This window comes from Acinetobacter sp. CIP 102129, from assembly GCF_000368305.1.
Classification (GTDB): Bacteria; Pseudomonadota; Gammaproteobacteria; order Pseudomonadales; family Moraxellaceae; genus Acinetobacter; species Acinetobacter parvus.
Genome location: NZ_KB849341.1, coordinates 570,125 through 588,889, shown reverse-complemented (window position 1 = coordinate 588,889; position 18,765 = coordinate 570,125). Strand labels below are relative to the sequence as shown.

Sequence of the window (18,765 nt, the reverse complement as noted above, 5' to 3'; positions counted from 1 at the left end):
ATTAAACCAATAAAAAAGAGAAAGTTGCTCACAACTTTCTCTTTTTTAATGGATGGCGGATTCAAGCGGCAAGTGCAACAGTATAAAAACCAGCCATAACTTCACTCGGTGTATACCAACCTAGGGTTTTTCTAGGACGATGGTTGAGTGCAAATTCTATCTGCTCTATTTGTTCCTTTGACACGTCATCAAACGATGATGATTTTGGCAGATATTGACGGATTAAACCATTCGTATTTTCATTTCTAGCTCGCTGAATAGACTTGTAAGGATCAGCAAAATACGTCTCTATGCCAGCATCAGTAATTCTTTTGTGTTCGGAAAATTCTTTGCCATTATCAAATGTCACACTATAAGCATGGCTCATTTGTAAACGATCTAGTGCACAAGTAATCGTTTGAGAGGATGCTCTCGTTGGCCCTAAATGAACAATATGTACATACAGGCTCTTTCGATCAACGAGAGTCAATAAAGCACCTTTATGATGTTTACCAATCACCGTGTCACCTTCGAAATCTCCTAAACGTTGTCGTTGATCAATGACCTGGTCTCGGCAGTGAATACTTGTTTTATCAATGATTTGACCCCTACGATCCGTGTTTTTGTAACCGCGTTTTCGATATTTCTTCTGATGCCTTAAGTGTAGATGAAGTTTACCACCTTTTGATTTATCTTGATAAATGTACTGGTAAATCCACTCATGTGAAGGTACATCCAGCCAACCGCGTTGTGTTAAAGCACCTGAAATTTGTTCGGGTGACCAGTCCAAACCAATCAAATAATCAATATAAGCGAAGGCAAATGCTGTCATTGATGATGAAGGACGGTACCGTCTTTGACTTGCAAATTTAGCTGCCTGTTGAGCTCTATATCCACGTTGCCCAGTATTTCTTTTTAATTCACGGTAGATGGTTGATCGTGAACGTCCTAACTCCCGAGCAAGGGTAGCGATTGAACTTTTACTTTTCAAAGTAGCATAAATTTCGTATCTTTCATCTTGAGAAAGTTGGGTGTATTTCTTCATTGTGTGCTTTCCAATTGCGAGTTGAAAAAGTCTAATGATTCTATGAATACACCTAACTTTTTCAACTAACTACAAATGTGTTGCACTTGGGATTTGAATCTGCGGATTAAAAAATCGCTTATTGACCATCAAAGGTAATATTTTTGCTGGCACTGAGTAGTTGATCTGCACCTTCTTCTGAAAGTTTGATGGTGAGACGTAAATCGTTTGGCGAGTCTGCATGTTTAAGTGCATCTTTGTAGGTGATTTCACCTGCCTTATAAAGGTCAAATAACGCTTGGTCAAAGGTCTGCATCCCTAATTCACGTGAACGCTTCATCAGATCTTTAATTTCATGGATTTCACCCTTACGGATGTAATCTGCCAATAATGGTGTATTGATCAAAATTTCAATGGCAGCACGGCGTGAATTACCGTCAGGGGTTGGAATCAGCTGTTGTGCGACCATTGCTCTCATATTAAGCGACAAGTCCATATAAAGCTGGCTATGGCGGTCGGCTTCAAAGAAATGAATAATACGGTCCAGCGCCTGGTTGGCGTTGTTGGCATGTAGGGTGGCTAAAACCAAGTGACCAGTTTCTGCGAATGCAATGGCATAGTCCATGGTTTCACGGGAACGGATCTCACCAATCAGGATCACATCAGGTGCCTGACGTAAGGTATTCTTCAATGCAATCTCAAATGAGTCAGTATCAATACCCACTTCACGTTGAGTGACAATACAACCCGCATGTTGATGTACAAATTCAATTGGGTCCTCAATGGTAATAATATGACCCTTTGAATTTTGGTTACGGTAACCAATCATCGAAGCTAATGAGGTTGATTTACCTGTACCTGTTGCGCCTACAAAGATAATAATACCACGTTTGGTCATGGCGAGTTCTTTCAGCACACTAGGGAGCTTGAGTTCATCCATGGTTGGAATAACAGTTTCAATACGACGTAAAACCATTCCAGGCATATCACGCTGTTGAAAGGCGCTTACACGGAAACGAGCTGTTTTCTCACGATTGACGATTGCAAAATTACACTCTCTTGTTTCAGCGAATTCTTTGCGCTGCTTGTCCGTCATCACTGAATGGATCAGTTGACCGACAATTTCACCCGATAGCTTGGTTTTGGCAACAGGCACAATTTGTCCGTTAATCTTCATTGACGGTTCAACATCTGCGGTGACAAACAAGTCCGATGCATTTTGTTGAATCATCAGATTAAGTAAATCATTAAAATCCATATTATTTCTCTAATCCATTTTATTCTTATAAGAATGATTCAGGCTGTTTGGCTGCGGTACGAGCAGTTTGAGTATTGATGATTCCCTTGGATACAAGTGTTTTCAGACTCTGATCCAGTGTGGTCATACCGTAGTTTGCACCTGTTTGAATCGCAGAGTACATTTGGGCAACCTTGTTCTCACGGACAAGGTTACGAATCGCTGGAATACCAATCATGATCTCGTGCGCTGCAACACGACCGCCACCATTCTTTTTCAAGAGGGTTTGGGAAATCACCGCTTGTAGAGATTCTGAAAGCATGGCACGTACCATGTCTTTTTCTTCAGCAGGGAATACGTCAATCACACGGTCAATGGTTTTTGCCGCAGAGGTGGTATGTAGTGTACCAAACACCAAGTGACCCGTTTCCGCAGCAGTCAATGCCAGACGAATGGTTTCCAGGTCACGCATTTCACCAACCAGGATAATGTCAGGGTCTTCACGCAGTGCTGAACGCAGTGCTTCATTGAAGCCATGTGTATCACGGTGCACTTCACGCTGGTTGATCAGGCATTTTTTAGATTGGTGTACAAATTCGATTGGGTCTTCAACCGTTAAAATGTGGTCATAGCGGTTTTCGTTGATATAGTCGATCATCGCGGCAAGTGTGGTTGATTTACCAGAACCCGTAGGCCCTGTCACCAGCACAATCCCGCGTGGATAATCACAGATTTCCTTGAAGATTGAACCCAGCCCCAGATCTTCCATACTTAAAACCTTTGATGGAATGGTACGGAACACCGCACCCGCACCACGGTTCTGGTTAAATGCATTGACACGGAAACGGGCAATGTTGGGCACTTCAAATGAAAAGTCGGTTTCCAGCTTTTCTTCATAATCACGGCGTTGTTTATCGTTCATGATGTCATACACCAGACGGTGTACATCTTTATGCTCAAGTGCTGGCAAGTTGATTCGGCGAACTTCACCATCCACACGAATCATAGGAGGCATACCTGATGAAAGGTGTAAATCCGAAGCACCGTTTTTGACTGAAAAGGCGAGTAGTTCTGTAATATCCATAATTTCCCCGAAACAAACCAAAATGTCTCATTATTTTGTAGAATAATATACGGCTTTCATTCAGGCTTACCAACACCCTGAGTCCTATCAATGTAAAAAAAGATTTTACAAGTGAGAACTGTGTCAATGAATCAATCGCAACAATCCCGTCAATCCGTATTAGATCAGATTCAACTGGCGTGTGGGCGTGTTCAGCGTGATCCTGCATCCGTGCAATTGCTGGCTGTTTCAAAGACTCATCCCAGCCAAAGTCTGCGGGAAATGTATCAGGCTGGACAGCGTAGCTTTGGGGAAAACTATTTGCAGGAAGCGTTGACAAAAATTGATGAACTACAGGATTTAGAGATTGAATGGCATTTTATTGGTCATGTACAGCGCAATAAAACTAAACATTTGGCGGAAAAGTTTGATTGGGTGCATGGCGTAGATCGCCTGATTATTGCTGAGCGATTATCCAGTCAGCGTATGGACAGTCGAAAGCCTTTAAATATCTGTATTCAGGTGAATATTGATGGGCAAGACAGCAAGGATGGCTGCCAGCCTGATGAGGTTGCTGAACTCGTTAAACAGATTAGCCAACTTCCAAACATACGTTTACGTGGGCTAATGGTGATTCCAGCGCCAGAAAATAGTGTCGCATTTGCCGATGCAAAAACCTTGTTTGAGCAAGTAAAATCACTACATGCACGGCCTCAAGATTGGGATACCTTGAGTATGGGAATGTCAGGTGATTTGGACGCTGCTATTGCGGCAGGTTCAACCATGGTCAGAGTCGGGACAGCGCTGTTTGGTGCACGGGACTATCATCATTAGAGCTTGGTAATTTGGGGTTTGATTTTGATCAGTTCGGCTGTTCCAAATAAAGAGGCAAAGGGCACATCTTTAGCATCCAAACCTGTACCAACCCTTACAAACTCATCAATCGCTCCCATATTCGTTGCATCAAACAGTATCCATTGTTGACCCAGATAAACTTCAAAAATGGCATGGAAATCAGGTAGTGCCTGGTAAAAAGGCATATAGCCAAACACGATTTGACATGGTGAAATTCTAAGGTAATGAACGAATCGTAACAACTTAAGCTAAGCAAACAAAATGCCAAGTTGGGTTTGCCAGTTTTTAAATGAAGCGTTGGGTTACTGCATATTAACCCACTACTTCAATCCGACTTGAACCAGAACCCATCGGCTGCACCTGAATCTGCACAGGAATCCGTTCATGCATTTCCTGAATATGTGAAATTAAAATGACTTTACGCCCTTGGCTTTGTAATTGATCCAGCGCATTCATCACCATATGCAACGAAGATGCATCCAGCGTGCCAAAACCTTCATCAATAAATAGTGATTCGATTTTCATTGAACCTGAGGCCATATTGGCAATCGCCAATGAAATTGCAAGGGCAGTGAGGAATGATTCCCCACCAGAAAGAGAAGCCACTGAACGGGTTTCACCATCCATATCATGATCGATAATCGCCAGACTAAGCGAGTTATCCAGGCGCTTTAATGTGTAACGTTGCGATAACATCGCCAATTGCTGATTGGCATATTCCAGCAAAATATCCAGATTATATTGTTGGGCCAAATCACGGAAATCTTTGCCCTTAGAATCGCCAATCAAACTGGAAATTTTATTCCAGCGGTATTCCTGCTGTTGTATCTGTTGAATTTGATCTGCAAACTGTTTTTGCTTGGCAAGGTTTTGCTGATGCAATTCAAGCTGAACTTTATATTGATCTCGTTGTTCAAGCTGCTGTTGCAGTTTGTCCTGATTTAGCTGAATCAGTTCGGTCAGTTGTTCATGTTGAATCTCAGGTTGCTGTTGCTGGTGTTCATTGAATAGCTGTTGCGCAGTTTTAAGCGCATAAGCGGCCTCACTCAAGACACGATCCGCATTTTGTAGCGTTAAGCGGATTTGCTGTTCCTGCGTTGAAGAAATGGCTAGCAATTGACTGAGTTGCTGCTCTTCAAAATCTCTGTGCTGCGTCAACCATATACTGATTTCTGTGGTGCATTGCGTGAAGGTTTGTTGGTTGTGCTGATGCTGTGCTTTGAGTTGCTCTAGTTCATTTTTGTGTTGCTCAAAGCTTTGTCGCGCCTGTTCGAAATTGTGTTTTAGCTGCTGGTATTGATGCTGCAGTTGCTGGCGTTGTTGATCATGTTGATGCAACCATTCATTGGCTTTGAGTTCTGTTGAACCTGCCATGGCCAGAATGAGTTGATTGGCATCCTCACTATTTTGTTGACCCTTTTTCGCAATGTCCTGCAACTGCTGATTTAGCTCAGTATGTTGCGTGCTCAAAGCATTGAGATTTGATATTAATAAATTGAGTTGTTGTGTGCTGTACTGTTGCTGTTTACCTAGTCCGTCCGCATGATCAAGCTGTTGTAGGCGTTGCTTTAAACGCTGCACAATCTGTTTTGATTGTACTAATGGTTGTTCCAGCCAAACTGTTTTCTCATGTGAATCCAGGCAATCCACAATATGCTGAATCTGTTGTTGTAACTGCTGTACTGTTTCCAGTTGGTAGGCCGTGTTCTGGATAGACTGGTTTAAATGAAGCTGCTGTTTACTGGCCTGATTGAGCTGTTGTAATTCCTGATCAATCTGTTGTTTTGCCTGTGCAGATTCGATATTTAAGCCTTGCAGGTAAACTTCAAGTTCAGGTTGCGCTAAATTAAAATCGAGTTGAATATGCGTTTGAGTCAAATATTGCTGTAACTCTTGCTGTTGAGTATTTAATTTTTCCTGAGTTTGTTGCAAGGCGATTTGGCGCTGTTTTTGCTCAGATTGAAGCTGGGTAAATTGTTGCTGTGTAGTCTGCCAAAGCTGGAAGCATTGTTGCTCTTGCTGTAATGCCTGTTGTTCCTGCTGTTGCTGTAATGCATATAAGGCTTTCGAAACAGGACTTTCATCCTCACGATAGGGGTGTTCAGTACTGCCACAGACCAGACAAGCTTCACCTTGTTTCAGTTCAGCACGTAAATGTTCAATATTCTCGGCATGGAGTAAGCGTTGCTGTTGCAAGATGTGCTGTAATTTTTCCCGCTCGGTTTTTGCTGCCTGAAATTCAATTTCTGCTTTTTGAGTATTTTGCTCGAGCTGTTGATACTGGACTTGTATGGTGTTTAATTTGTGTTGCAGCTCTGAGACTTCATTTTTTAATTGAAAATGATGTTGTAGTTTTTGTTGAATCACATCCAGTTGATTTAGCTGAATCAACACTTGCTCTTTCTGTGTCTGTTTCTGCTCAAGGGTGTGATCAATCTGCTGCGTTGTACCAAACTGCGAGATTAATTGCTCAAGTTGGCTTTTATCTTGCTCAAGTTTGCTTTGGGCCTGTTGAATATTTCCCAGCGTATTTTCAACTTTTTGATAATGCTGAATAAACTGCTCTAATTGTTGCACATGGGCATGCAGGCCCTTATCCAAAGTTGAGAAGTGGGCACTTTGCTGTAATTGCTCAAGGCAGCAGGTCTGTTGTGTGCCTATATTCTGGAGGTTCTGCTCAAGCTGTTGCTGCTGTTGTAGCAAAGGTTGTTGCTGGGTTTCGATGTGCGTCAGTCTGCTTTTGGTTTTTTTATAATCTTCGGCAATATAGTCACGTTCCTGAACGTATTTACGTAGCTGACTCAACTCATCTTGATGTTGTAGCTCAAAATTTTGAAATTGTTGCAGCGCCGTTTCCGCTTGAATATAGCAGACTTTTTCCTGCTCAAATTCTGTGGTTAAGCGACTAAAATGTTGCTGTTTTTGTTGAAGCTGTGGCTCAAGTTGTTGCTGTGTTTTTTGGATTTGCTGTTGTTGAAACACAACAGGGCGAATGTCAGAAAAGATGTCCAGTTGTGCAAGCAACTGGCGATCTGTTGCGAGGGCAGTATGGGCATTGAGTTGCGTTTCATGCTGCCGCTGTTTGATGGTGATTTCACTTTCTAGCTTTTGTTGTTGTTCAAACCATTGCTGTTGTTGCTTGAGTTGAGTCCGCTCGGTTTCAAGCTGCTGGACCTGTTGTTGTGTCTGTTGGAATTGCACTTGTATGGCTGCAATTTCTTCCTCGGAACGGATTTCAATATGACCTAAAACATTTTCCAGTTGTTTGCGCTGGTTGGTCATTTCACGGGTTTTTTCAAACGCCAGTTGTCCAATTTTGGCAAAGATACTTGAGTTGGTCAGGTATTCCAGCAATTCGCCTCGTTCAGTATCACGCGCCTTTAAAAATGCGGTCACTTCCGATTGTGCCAGTAAAACGGCACGAGTGAATTGTTCAAAACTGAGTTGGGTAATTTGCTGGATATGGCTTTCAACGGCTTTACTTTTATCTGCAACCACCACACCATCGGTCAGACATTTGAGCGAGCGCTGCACACTTTGCAATTTCCCACTGGCATTTTCACGGGCACGCTTAATTTCCCAACGCGCCTGATAATGTTTTTGGTCTTGTGCCACAAAACACAGTTCAGCAAAGCCGTGTCCTGTACCGCGACGTAAAACGGTCAGGGGAGAGTTGGTCAGCAGTTCAGAACCATCTACGTCCAGAAGCTTGCCGTCACTTTCTTTAAGGCGAGGAATTTTATTAAACAGGGCCAGACACATGGCATCTAAAATGGTGGATTTGCCTGCACCAGTTTTCCCGATAATCGCGATCAAGCCTGCATTGGCTAAAGGATCACATTCAAAATCAATAAAATGCTCACCTGCAAGAGATGCCAGATTTTTTAGTCGAATCGATAAAATTTTCATGGCATGTCCTTAAGAACTTTGATCATCTTCAAGTTTTTTTTGTGCTTCATTGACTAGACTTAAGAAATCTTTGGTGACTTCATCATCGGCGTGATAGCCCTTTTTCTCCCAGATCTGCTGGAATAATTTTTCTGGTGTGGGTGGCTCTAGGCTAATACTCTGCTTGTTTTCAGCATTACTTTCATTCGATAAATATTGTCTGGAAATACGCACCAGACGGTAGCGATCTTTCGGCAAGGCATCTTCGAATTGTTGGCGCAAATTCGGCTGTGGAGGAATCGCCGTATGATATTCGATATCGACATATTCTCGATGGTCAATATTTTCGATAGGGCCACTGGGTAGGTTTTTAAGCTGCTGCATAACCGCTGTGAGTTCATCTTTAATTTTATGCAGTTGAATACTTCGTGGGATGGCCAATGCTTCAAAATCCAGCTTATTTTCTGGTTTGGTCGAGTCAATCGTGACTTCAACCACTTGGTGCTTATAGTTGATTTCACTAAAGGACAAGGGAATTGGGGAACCGCTATACCGAATATGATCTTGCCCAACTTTCTGCGGTTTATGTAGATGTCCAAGCGCCACATAATCAATGCTGTCATCAAACAGGCTGGTCGAAAGTGCCTCTTCATTGCCAATAATAATTGGCCGTTCTGAATCTGAAGTTTCCCCCCCTTGCATATGGGCATGTGACATCAGAATTAGGGCCTGATCATCTGTTTTGCGCCGTTTGGCCTCGGCAATGAGTTGCTGATGTAAATAGGCAATGGCATTTTGACTATTAGTGGTATGTTCATTAAAGCCTGTGATTTCGGCAGAGCGTAAGAAAGGCAGGGCAATACACCATGCCACAATCTGTTTTTGTTCATCGTAGATTGGCAAAATTAAACGATCTAAATCTAAATCATTTTCTTTATTCGGGCGAATTACCCCGACTGTTTTGGCATTATATTTCGCTAATAATGGCTCAACCTGTTCGATGCGATAACCAGAATCGTGGTTACCTGCAATCATCAGGGTTTGCATGTGCGGTGCGCGTTCATGCGCATCGGCAAGGAATTGATACAGTTGTTTTTGTGCCTGAGAACTTGGATTGATCACATCAAAAATATCGCCTGCAATCAGCAAGGCATGCGGTTGTTTCTGTTTGATTTGTTCAAGTAACCATGTCAGAAATTGTTCATGTTCATAATGGCGGGAATGATTATAAAAGAATTGCCCCAAATGCCAGTCAGAAGTATGAAAAAAACGCACGGTCATGAAATAGAAAATCCCTATTTTTGTATGGGAATAAGGTAGCATAAATTTGTACATGACAATTTGCAAAATAATGGTTAAAGATAAAAGTGATGCTTAAAAATGTATTTTTTATAACTACGACATCTTGAGTCGTTGAGTTTATTCAGTCAACTATAGAGTTGACTGAATTATTGATATGATAAGTTTTTATATTCATGATGTATGAGAAAATATGAATATTCAGGGGATACAGGCAACTTACCGCCGTTTATATCATGAAAGTCCAGTCTGGAAATTATTAAGAGCAGAAAATGCGCCACACATTTTAGCATTTATTGCCGATTTATTTGTCGAAGAAACCGAAGTTCCCTATGGTCGTGCCCGAAGCTTACTGGATGAATTTATTAAATATAGTCGCGAACAGGGATTGTGGCAAACCGAAAATAATGCAGCCTATTATTTAAATAGCTGGATTAAGGCAGGCTGGTTGCGTGAAATGGACGACATGCTCAGCAAGACTGATGCCAGTGAAACAGTATTGCGTTTTTGTCGCAATCTGGACGAGCGTCATAGCAGTACTACTGCCTCACATTTGAGAATTGTACAGGATGCAGTACGGGATTTCGTGGTTGCCATTAGCGACAGTATTGATGATCGTGTCAACTTATTAGAACAAAAGAAAGCCCAGATTCAACAAGAAATTGATGACTTGCATGCAGGGGTGGTTACGCAGCTCAATGAAACGGAGCAACGAGAACGGATTCGGGAAATTTATCAACTGGCTTCTATTTTAACAGGTGATTTTAGGCGAGTCGAAGATGAAATTCGTCAGTTAGATAAAGAGTTAAGAATTGATATGATTGAGGGCAATGCTTCACGAGGTGAAGTGTTACTGGCATTGATGCAAAAAGAGCAATTACTTGCCAAGAGCGATGCTGGCAGTGCTTTTGATGGTTTCTGTCAATTATTACAGGATCAGGATCGTTCCACTGAGTTTCGGGAACAACTACGCAGTATTCTCAATCACCCTGTAGCACAGCAACTTAGTGAAGCACAAAAGAAATATCTAGGACAGCTCATACGTGAACTGGCGCGGGAAAGTGGTCGGGTATTTCAGGTGCGTCGCCGTACTGAAGAGGGATTGCGGGCATATATTGAAAGTGGAGCTGCACTGGAAAATCGTATGATCGAGCGTTTGCTATCGCAACTGGAAAAACAGGCAGTGAATTTAACACTGGAACAGCAGTGCGATTTAAAAACCGAAATGCAGGTGTATTTGGCAGTCGGTTCGGTTCAGATCAGCTCACCTGAAAATTTTGCTTTGAAAAGTCCGAATGAACACATGGATACACGTGGCGTACAGCAACAACAAAATCGTAAAGAACCGAGTAATCAAATGCTGCACTATCTGGACAGTGTACAGGTACGAGAGGTTGCTGAAAAAGCACGCCATACATTGCTGAAAAAAGGGGCTATGAGTATTGCACATTTAACCCAAGAACATCCATTACAGGCAGGTCTGGAGGAATTGGTGGCATACTTACGAATTGCCAAAGCCATTAAAGCGCCGCAATTAACAGAACAAAATGAGCAGATTCAATTTCAGGATCAACATGGCGTGAATCTACAAGCCCGTATCCCGACCTATTATTTAAGTGCAGAATTATTCCCTGAAAATTTAGATGAATTGGCATTATAAGAGTGTAGAGACATGCAACCACAAGAGAGCAGTTTTTTTGATAGGGTGCGTCGCCCAACATCAGACGAAAATCATGATATTCAACCGCAGCGCATCGCCGAAGTCGAAGTCGAAGATGAACTGATAGAAGTTGAAGCAGATCAAGAGGTGGAGAGCGATTTACAGCTAAGTGATGAACTATCTAGTATGCCGCATGAAGCCAGACGGGTTTTGGTCTATTTGATGCGACAGGGAACGATTCTGGCAGCTGAAAATCTAAAACTGTTTGATGTGTTATGTCGTTATGAAACAGTGATTCGCCAGCATCTTGCCGAAGTATATATTCAACTGGTTTTAGATGCCAAACAGGGCGTGGCGTATATTATTAATACTGAAAACATCAATGATGAAAATGACGATACAGCATTATCAGATGATTTCCCTACGCTGATTCGAAAGCGTACCTTAACCTTATATGACACTTTGGTATTACTCATTTTACGGAAATATTATCAGGAGCGGGAAACCGCAGGTGAGCAAAAAATTATTATTGATCTGGAACGAATTCAGGCAAGTTTGATTCCTTTTATTCCGATTACCAATCATGACAGTAAAGACCGTAAAAAACTAAGTGGCACACTAGATAAATTCAGTGAAAAGAAAATTCTCAGTGTAATACGAGGTGAGGATGGGCGTTATGAAATTACACCGATTATCCGTTATGTGGTCAATGCTGAATTTCTACAAAGTTTATTGACCGAATATGAGCAACTGGCAGATAAAGCAGCTATGCATCAATGCGAGCAGAATAAAGGAAAGGTATAATGCAAGAAATGACTTTGGATACTTTATTTGCTCAGGGACAAATTCGTCTGGCTGAGATTTCCGTGTTTAACTGGGGCTCATTCCATAATTTACATACAGCCCGAATTGATCCTGAAGGGACGTTGATTACAGGTGACAATGGTGCTGGCAAATCTACCTTTATTGATGGACTGATGGCATTGTTACAACCTGCCAGCAAAGCCAGTTTTAACGTAGCAGCCGCACAGGGTGACCGTTCAGATCGTTCTTTAGTTACCTATATGCGCGGCAGTTACGGCTCTGAACATGATGGTTCCACTACCAAAGTCAAAAGTAAACGAGAAAAAGCTGTAACCACGGCACTGCGAGCCTTGTATATTGCAGAGGATGGTTCTCAGATTACCCTGATTGGCTTGTTTTGGCTTGGACAAGGCAAAAATTCACTCAGTGATGTCAATCGTTTATATATGATAGCCAGTCGCAATGTGTTACTGACTGAAGTATTAGAGATTTTTGCCGATGGTAATACACGCCAACTGAAACAGCATTTTAATCCCAAGACAGATCAGCGTATTCATTATTTTGAAAGTGATTTTAAAAGCTATCAGGATATGTACCGTAAATATTTATTTATGGACAATCAGAATGCACCTGCATTACTTTCCCGAGCATTGGGTTTAAAGAAAATTGATGATTTAACCAAGCTGATTCGGGAATTGGTGTTAGAGCCGAGTAATTTACGAGAAACTGCACAAACGGCGGTGAATGAATTTGCTGATTTAGAAGCCAATTATAAGCATCTGGTGGATACGCGTGAACAGGTGGAGCATATAGAGCGTTTGCCACAATGTGCTGAACAAATTGCCGAATTGACGCAGCGTTTAGCGCAGCTTCATTTGGAAAAACAATCGATTGCTGCTTATTTTGGTGAATTATTTGCCGCATTATGGACTGAAAAGTTACAGCAGCTTGAACAGGAATTGCTACAACTCAAACAACAATTTCAGCAGATTGAACAACTGGAACAGGATGCAGAGACACGGCAGGAACGTCGTCATGAGGAATATTTACAGTTGGGTGGTCATCAGATTGAAAATCTGCACAAAGAACTGGGTTTTATTACAGATAAACTCAAAAGTCTGGTTATAGAAGCATCTCGTTATCAGGACGATGCCCGACAGTTACAACTTGCGGATGATTTAACCGAGCATGCTTTGCTGGAAAATCAGGGCATTGCGACTGAAAAATTGGTCAATACTGAACAGGATACCAAGCAACGTCAGGATGAATTTGCTGAAATCAGTGGAAAATACGCACAAACCCAACAACAGCTCAAAGATATTCAGGAAGATATTCAGGAAATTGAAGCCAGACCCGATAGTAATATTCATGATGTGCATTTATTGCGTTTACGTGATGAATTAAAACAGCATTTATCTTTTGATGAACATGAACTGATGTTTATTGGGGAATTGATTGATGTTAAAGAGCACGAAAAAGCATGGCAAGGCGCGATTGAGCGAGCATTAGGTGGACTCAAAACCACATTACTTGTGCCACAGGATCGTTATTCGATGGTGACCAAATGGGTCAATGCGCGTAATAATAAAACCCATGTGCGTTTACAGGTGGTTAATCTAGAACAAGTGGAGCATGTCCATTTTAAGGACAATGGTTTTCTTGGGAAGTTGCTTTGGCGAGAACACGCCTATCGTGACTGGTTAAAACAGCATTTACAGCGTTTTGATTTAAATTGCGTGAGTGATATCCAAATACTGGATCATATGCCATTTTCCATGACTCAACAGGGCTTAATTCATTTAGAACGAGGACGCTTTGAGAAAAAAGACCAACAACGTGTTGATGATCGTAAAGCATGGTGTCTGGGCTTTTCCAATACCTCTCGTCTGAGCTTGCTTAAACATGAATATAGTCAGTTAGAACAACAGCTTAAACAGCTATACCAACAGATTGAACAGGCTCGGCAGTTACTTAATAATGTGAATCAGCAAAAAGGCTTGTGGGAAAGATTGCAGCGTTATCAATGGGATACTATTAATTTACCGTATTGGCAACAACGTCAGCAGCAAACCCAACAGGACTTGCAGCGTTTACAGCAGGCAGATTCTGATGCTGAACAGGCTCGCCAGCGTTGGGAAGATGCAAAAAATGAGCTCAAACAGATTCGCTTACAAAAAGGTGAGTCACAAAAAATCCGAGGTCAGTTAGAACAGCAACATCGTGATACCCAGTTAAAACAGCAAAAAGCACAACAAGCAGCTGAGCAGGGAATCAGTGATGATGCCCGACAATTATTGAAACAACGGATAGGCGAAGTCAAACAACTAGATGATGCGTTGCAAGGCAAATTCGAAAAAGAGCTAGATGAACTGGTTGGACAAGCGAATGATCAGAAAGCAAAGGCAAGTAATACGGCAATAGGAATTATTGGAGCATTTCGTGGTAAAGATAAATGGGCACATATTCCTTTACAACGAGAATGGGCGACAGGGCTGGCTGCTTTAGAGGATTATGTTGCCTATTTGCAGGAATTACAGCAGGAGGGTTTGCCGAATCTGGTTGAGCAATTCCAGCAACGTTTGCATAAACACACCGCTCAGTCTTTAAGTGTGATTCAGGATAAATTGAATGCAAATCGGGAAGAAATCATTGACCGAATTGACATGATTAATCAGGTATTACAACGCACGGAATTTAAGCTCGGCAGCTATTTAAGACTGGGCTATAAGAAAGAAAAATATCCACATGTACACGATTTCGAACAACGTTTAAAACAGGTTTTATCTGGCGTGAATAGTGAAGAATATGAACGTCGTTTTAAACACTTGGCGGAGTTAATGGCGATTTTGGACAGAGCCAGTAGCTCGGCAACTGCCAATAATCAGGAAAGTTTACGTTTGCTTGATCCTCGTTATCAAATGTCATTCCATGCCGAAGAAGTGGATGCGCAAACAAGTGAAATAAGGGATGTGTTGGAATCCTCTAGTGGAAAATCAGGCGGTGAAAAAGAATCCTTTGCAGGTACCATTGTCGCAGCAAGTTTAGCTTATGTATTGACACCTGATGGTTATGATTACCCGATTTATAGCACTGTATTTTTAGATGAAGCTTTTTCCAATACCGCTGAAGCAGTCAGTCGCCGTGTGCTAAAAGTATTTAAGGCACTCAAAATACATGTCAATCTGATTACACCCTATAAAAACCTGAATCTGGCACGTGAATCTGCCCGATCATTACTGATTGCTGAACGTGATATTGACCAACATGAAAGTCATTTATGTGAAGTCACATGGCAAGAGATTGATGAACGGATGCAGCAACGCAAACAGACCATAGCCACCGAGGCGCAGCAACTTGGAATTGAGCTTCATGGCTAAAACAGTAGCATGGGGAATTTTGCCTGATGATGCCATCGCTCAGTTACGCAAGAAAGAATGGGATAATCCACGGCATTTAAAACAACGTTTGCGCCATCAACGTCCATTCCCGATTGTACTTTCACTCAAAGCCCCGACAGGTCAGCAGGCATTTGCAGATATAGATCATTTCCATACATTTTTTAAGACATGGAAAAATTTTGCCTATCCTGATCTGGTGGAATGGCAACAACGTCAATTTAAACAGTTGGCAACACAGCATGTCCCTGTCAAACTGGTCATTCCTACATTGGATGTCATGGTGGAGTTGTTAGGACAGCAACAGCGATTTAAAAAAATTTCAGACAAAATTTCCTTTCTGTTGCAACAGCTATTTGTAGAGCCACATATAGAATATGCACTATTTTCTACATTAATTGAATATTTAGAACAGATTGAACAATACCCTGAACATGATTGGCAATTACTGATCCACTTGATTGCCCAGCTTAAAGCAAATATGGGCGCAGGGCATTATTTAAGAGCATTGCCTTTACAGCATGTCGATACCAAATTTTTAGAAAAAAATCTGATTTTTGTGGAAGCTATTTGTGATGTCTTGCATCAAGGCGAAATACAAGCAACAGGTGGATTACTCAGTTGGCTTAATTGTCTGGATCATCCTAAAGGCTGGCTAATGATCAAACCCTTATGTGCCAAAGTGCAACAATCATTGGGTGGATTTCCAGTCTTTCAGCTTTCGACTGATGTATTGACAGAATTTGAATTGCCTGCCCAACATATTATTGTGGTTGAAAATATTCAGTCAGGTTTAGCCTTACCTATGTTGGAAAACAGTATCGTGGTCTGTGGCGGCGGTAAAAATATCAAATGGCTGGATGCGGCTTGGCTACAACATAAAAAAGTTTATTACTGGGGTGATCTGGATTCAGAGGGTTTAAATATCCTGAGCATGGTACGCCAAAAAATTCCGGATGTTATTCCTTTAATGATGGATGAAGCCACAGTACTGCAATTTCAGGATAAAATGGTCGATGAACCTGATTCTGTCTTTAGCGAACCGCAATATTTAACAGCAGAAGAGTTGAGTTTGTTTCATGCTTTAAGAAAGAATTGCTATAAAAATAAGCGACTGGAACAGGAACGAATCAGCAATGACTGGATAAATTTATATTTGACAGTAGAATCGAAGTTATTAAAAAAATGAGGAAATACAAAAATGAGTTCAGGAAAAGTAAGCCGCGAAATTATTGATCGCATGATGTTGATTGGTTTGGATCGGGTCGCAAAACGAAATGCCTTTGATAGTCATATGATTGAGGATTTATCTCTGGCTTTAACCGAATATGAGAACAATCCTGAATTACGTTGCGCCGTGATTTTTGCACATGGTGATCATTTCACGGCAGGTCTGGACTTGGTGGAATTACAACCCAAAATTCCACAGGGCATTTTTAATTTTGGGGAAAGCCAAATTAATCCCTGGGGTGTTGGTGGGCGGCACAGAACAAAGCCTGTCGTTGTCGCAGTACAAGGGATTTGTTATACCGCTGGGGTGGAGTTGATGCTGAATGCTGATGTGGTGATTGCCAGTGAAAATACGGTATTTGGTCAGCTTGAAGTGCTACGCGGAATTATGCCTTTTGGAGGAGCAACTGTGCGTTTTGTACAAGCGGCAGGTTGGCAAAAAGCTATGCCTTATTTATTGACAGGTAAAACCTTTAATAGCAAAACGGCTGATCAACTGAATCTTGTGTCTGAGATTGTTGAAAATGGTAAACAATTGCAACGTGCCATCGAAATTGCCAAAGAAATTTGTATTGCTGCACCGCTTGCTGTACAGGCCTTATTGGCTTCGGCAACCGATGCGGTGACACAGGGGCAGACTTTTGCATTCCAGAACATGGACAGTTATCTCAAACCACTGTTTGTATCAGAAGATGCACAAGAGGGAGTACGTGCCATGCTGGAGAGACGTTTGCCACAGTTTAAAGGGCAATAAAAACCAGAATTGACAATTCATGCCATGAGGGAGTGTCGGTGAATAATTTTAAATCGGTTTATCTTCGCTCAGGTTTATATTGTGATTGTATTCTTTTCAATGCATGAAATAAGTAGTGGTGTCTTTCTGGAGCGAGTCCAAGACCAAATGTGATAGGCTGATTTGCCTCAATGACAATTTGAGCTTGTTGTTTATTGGATGAGTTGGCGACATAATTCTCACGGATTCTGGTCACTTCATGCCATTGGAAAGATTTGGATTTTCCTATTTTTCCAATGCCTGTAAAAACACGTCCTCCTTGACGGTCAATGCTTAGTTCCACTTTGCCGAATGTCATCATCAGGGTAATGAATCCAAAAAATAATGTGCCAAGCAGAAATGGAATCCCAAATAGGCTTTGTAAAAGGCTGAACTGCTGCTTTGCGATTTGAGTACCATAAATACCACCCAATGACCCACCTGACCAAATCAGCATAAATGGCACAAGAAAGAACGCGATTGGACTTCTTAGCGTTGCCCCAAGCCTAATTTCCTGCATATTGTTTTTATACCAGGCCCCTTTAGGAGGCTGGTTCAGGTCAAATGCAAATGCAGGCATGTCGAAATGTTCTGAAACACGAAACAGGTGATTGCATGCCTGGCATTTTCCCATATCACTTTGAATATTGATATTGTCGTTTGCCACTTCTGTTTGACAGTTTGGACATTTCATTTTTAAAACTTAACTATTTTAATTTTATGAAATTTTAGTATAACACTGACATTTTACATTCATATTCATTTCTTAAATATTAATGAAATGATGATCTTAAATATTTTAAGGCTATCTAAAAAAATAAAACCGACGATTCGAGTGATGAGGAATCGTCGGTCAAAATCTTAATCTGCATTTTGGCTGCTAACAAAAGCACAGACAAAGATTGGAGAGTCATAATGAAAGGTCACCGAAAACGTTGCGGATGCCGTGCAATGTCCAATCGGTTGCTGCGACCTAATACCCTATATAACGGTGATAGTTGAGGATTGGTTGACATAAAAATGAAAAAAAAGTGAAAAAAAATTATAATTATTTCTCGAAACCGCTCTAGCTAGGTTTATGTTAATGATTTCATTGCGTTTGTACTATATTTGGTTTTTTATTATTTGTCTGGTTTCAACCTTGGTTGCTGGGGTATTGGCAGCAATTCTACCCAATAGTATTGGTGGTGTGCTTACCGCTGTTCCTTATTTAATCGCGATTATTTTTGTCTTATTCAGGTTTTTAAAGCAACAGCGCCGCGCCCCAACTATGCAGGAAAAGAAATGCCTAGCTTTTGGATTTACCCTGATTTTTTGGGGATATAACATTTGTGGTTTATTACTTGGTTTATTTATCTTTGCCCGTAAAGACCCTGAAATCTGGCAGAATTTCTTACTCTATTTAAAGCAGCCGCAATTTTTACTTGCTGTTTTAGCCATGTGGTTGGTGATTGCCTTACCCTTATTTTTAATTACTTACTGGTTCTATGGTCCACAAGCACAAAGAATGGCAAACAAGATGGTTAATTAGGATAAAAAACTTCACTTGTAATTCATGC

General features: G+C 41.4%; 14 protein-coding genes. 7 read left to right on the top strand and 7 right to left on the bottom strand.

Going from position 1 to position 18,765, the window contains the following annotated elements:
* Nucleotides 1-61: 61 nt before the first annotated feature.
* The 3 genes from F973_RS10825 to F973_RS10815 form a co-directional block, all read right to left on the bottom strand.
* Nucleotides 62-1,024, bottom strand: a complete 963-nt coding sequence (locus tag F973_RS10825) for an IS30 family transposase (RefSeq protein WP_004682288.1) — start codon at nucleotides 1,022-1,024, stop codon at nucleotides 62-64.
* Between the two features lie 118 nt (nucleotides 1,025-1,142).
* Nucleotides 1,143-2,261: a PilT/PilU family type 4a pilus ATPase gene (locus tag F973_RS10820; protein WP_004761790.1), complete on the bottom strand. Its 1,119-nt coding sequence runs from the start codon at nucleotides 2,259-2,261 to the stop codon at nucleotides 1,143-1,145.
* A gap of 25 nt (nucleotides 2,262-2,286) precedes the next feature.
* Nucleotides 2,287-3,324: a type IV pilus twitching motility protein PilT gene (locus F973_RS10815; RefSeq protein ID WP_004757396.1), complete on the bottom strand. Its 1,038-nt coding sequence runs from the start codon at nucleotides 3,322-3,324 to the stop codon at nucleotides 2,287-2,289.
* 126 nt (nucleotides 3,325-3,450) lie between these two features.
* Between F973_RS10815 and F973_RS10810 the strand changes: the two genes are divergently transcribed.
* A complete protein-coding gene (locus tag F973_RS10810; RefSeq protein WP_004761789.1) occupies nucleotides 3,451-4,137 on the top strand; it encodes a YggS family pyridoxal phosphate-dependent enzyme in 687 nt (228 codons plus the stop codon).
* Here the strand turns inward: F973_RS10810 and F973_RS10805 are convergent.
* The 3 genes from F973_RS10805 to F973_RS10795 form a co-directional block, all read right to left on the bottom strand.
* Complete coding sequence (locus F973_RS10805) at nucleotides 4,134-4,343, bottom strand: hypothetical protein (RefSeq protein ID WP_004676613.1); 210 nt, start codon at nucleotides 4,341-4,343, stop codon at nucleotides 4,134-4,136. The genes F973_RS10810 and F973_RS10805 overlap by 4 nt on opposite strands.
* A gap of 127 nt (nucleotides 4,344-4,470) precedes the next feature.
* The gene (locus tag F973_RS10800; protein WP_004761787.1) at nucleotides 4,471-8,067 is read right to left on the bottom strand and encodes an SbcC/MukB-like Walker B domain-containing protein; all 3,597 of its coding nucleotides are present in this window, start codon (nucleotides 8,065-8,067) and stop codon (nucleotides 4,471-4,473) included.
* 9 nt (nucleotides 8,068-8,076) lie between these two features.
* Nucleotides 8,077-9,327 (bottom strand): exonuclease SbcCD subunit D, encoded by a 1,251-nt coding sequence (locus F973_RS10795; RefSeq protein ID WP_004761785.1) that lies wholly within the window; start codon nucleotides 9,325-9,327, stop codon nucleotides 8,077-8,079.
* A 211-nt stretch (nucleotides 9,328-9,538) separates the two neighbouring features.
* Here F973_RS10795 and F973_RS10790 point away from each other — a divergent pair, with 211 nt between their 5' ends.
* Genes F973_RS10790 through F973_RS10770 form a run of 5 tightly spaced genes read left to right on the top strand, consistent with a single transcriptional unit; the run spans nucleotide 9,539 to nucleotide 17,188 of the window.
* Nucleotides 9,539-11,005: a DUF3375 domain-containing protein gene (locus tag F973_RS10790; RefSeq protein ID WP_004761783.1), complete on the top strand. Its 1,467-nt coding sequence runs from the start codon at nucleotides 9,539-9,541 to the stop codon at nucleotides 11,003-11,005.
* A gap of 12 nt (nucleotides 11,006-11,017) precedes the next feature.
* Nucleotides 11,018-11,809, top strand: a complete 792-nt coding sequence (locus F973_RS10785; RefSeq protein ID WP_004761780.1) for a DUF4194 domain-containing protein — start codon at nucleotides 11,018-11,020, stop codon at nucleotides 11,807-11,809.
* Nucleotides 11,809-15,186 (top strand): ATP-binding protein, encoded by a 3,378-nt coding sequence (locus F973_RS10780; RefSeq protein ID WP_004761778.1) that lies wholly within the window; start codon nucleotides 11,809-11,811, stop codon nucleotides 15,184-15,186. The genes F973_RS10785 and F973_RS10780 overlap by 1 nt, the downstream gene beginning before the upstream one ends.
* A complete protein-coding gene (locus F973_RS10775; protein ID WP_004761776.1) occupies nucleotides 15,179-16,393 on the top strand; it encodes a Wadjet anti-phage system protein JetD domain-containing protein in 1,215 nt (404 codons plus the stop codon). Before F973_RS10780 ends, F973_RS10775 begins: the two co-directional genes overlap by 8 nt.
* A gap of 12 nt (nucleotides 16,394-16,405) precedes the next feature.
* Nucleotides 16,406-17,188, top strand: coding sequence for a crotonase/enoyl-CoA hydratase family protein (locus F973_RS10770; RefSeq protein WP_004682775.1), 783 nt, complete (start codon nucleotides 16,406-16,408; stop codon nucleotides 17,186-17,188).
* 58 nt (nucleotides 17,189-17,246) lie between these two features.
* Here F973_RS10770 and F973_RS10765 read toward each other — a convergent pair whose 3' ends face one another.
* On the bottom strand, nucleotides 17,247-17,900 hold the full coding sequence (locus tag F973_RS10765; protein WP_004761774.1) for a hypothetical protein: 654 nt from the start codon (nucleotides 17,898-17,900) through the stop codon (nucleotides 17,247-17,249).
* Between the two features lie 390 nt (nucleotides 17,901-18,290).
* Between F973_RS10765 and F973_RS10760 the strand changes: the two genes are divergently transcribed.
* The gene (locus F973_RS10760; protein WP_004761772.1) at nucleotides 18,291-18,737 is read left to right on the top strand and encodes an ABZJ_00895 family protein; all 447 of its coding nucleotides are present in this window, start codon (nucleotides 18,291-18,293) and stop codon (nucleotides 18,735-18,737) included.
* Nucleotides 18,738-18,765: the final 28 nt, after the last annotated feature.

Excerpts from the sequence above, each read along its gene's own strand:
- F973_RS10825 (WP_004682288.1), bottom strand. The coding sequence starts at position 1,024 with ATGAAGAAATACACCCAACTTTCTCAAGATGAAAGATACGAAATTTAT.
- F973_RS10820 (WP_004761790.1), bottom strand. The coding sequence starts at position 2,261 with ATGGATTTTAATGATTTACTTAATCTGATGATTCAACAAAATGCATCG.
- F973_RS10815 (WP_004757396.1), bottom strand. The coding sequence starts at position 3,324 with ATGGATATTACAGAACTACTCGCCTTTTCAGTCAAAAACGGTGCTTCG.
- F973_RS10810 (WP_004761789.1), top strand. The coding sequence starts at position 3,451 with ATGAATCAATCGCAACAATCCCGTCAATCCGTATTAGATCAGATTCAA.
- F973_RS10805 (WP_004676613.1), bottom strand. The coding sequence starts at position 4,343 with ATGCCTTTTTACCAGGCACTACCTGATTTCCATGCCATTTTTGAAGTT.
- F973_RS10800 (WP_004761787.1), bottom strand. The coding sequence starts at position 8,067 with ATGAAAATTTTATCGATTCGACTAAAAAATCTGGCATCTCTTGCAGGT.
- F973_RS10795 (WP_004761785.1), bottom strand. The coding sequence starts at position 9,327 with ATGACCGTGCGTTTTTTTCATACTTCTGACTGGCATTTGGGGCAATTC.
- F973_RS10790 (WP_004761783.1), top strand. The coding sequence starts at position 9,539 with ATGAATATTCAGGGGATACAGGCAACTTACCGCCGTTTATATCATGAA.
- F973_RS10785 (WP_004761780.1), top strand. The coding sequence starts at position 11,018 with ATGCAACCACAAGAGAGCAGTTTTTTTGATAGGGTGCGTCGCCCAACA.
- F973_RS10780 (WP_004761778.1), top strand. The coding sequence starts at position 11,809 with ATGCAAGAAATGACTTTGGATACTTTATTTGCTCAGGGACAAATTCGT.
- F973_RS10775 (WP_004761776.1), top strand. The coding sequence starts at position 15,179 with ATGGCTAAAACAGTAGCATGGGGAATTTTGCCTGATGATGCCATCGCT.
- F973_RS10770 (WP_004682775.1), top strand. The coding sequence starts at position 16,406 with ATGAGTTCAGGAAAAGTAAGCCGCGAAATTATTGATCGCATGATGTTG.
- F973_RS10765 (WP_004761774.1), bottom strand. The coding sequence starts at position 17,900 with ATGAAATGTCCAAACTGTCAAACAGAAGTGGCAAACGACAATATCAAT.
- F973_RS10760 (WP_004761772.1), top strand. The coding sequence starts at position 18,291 with ATGATTTCATTGCGTTTGTACTATATTTGGTTTTTTATTATTTGTCTG.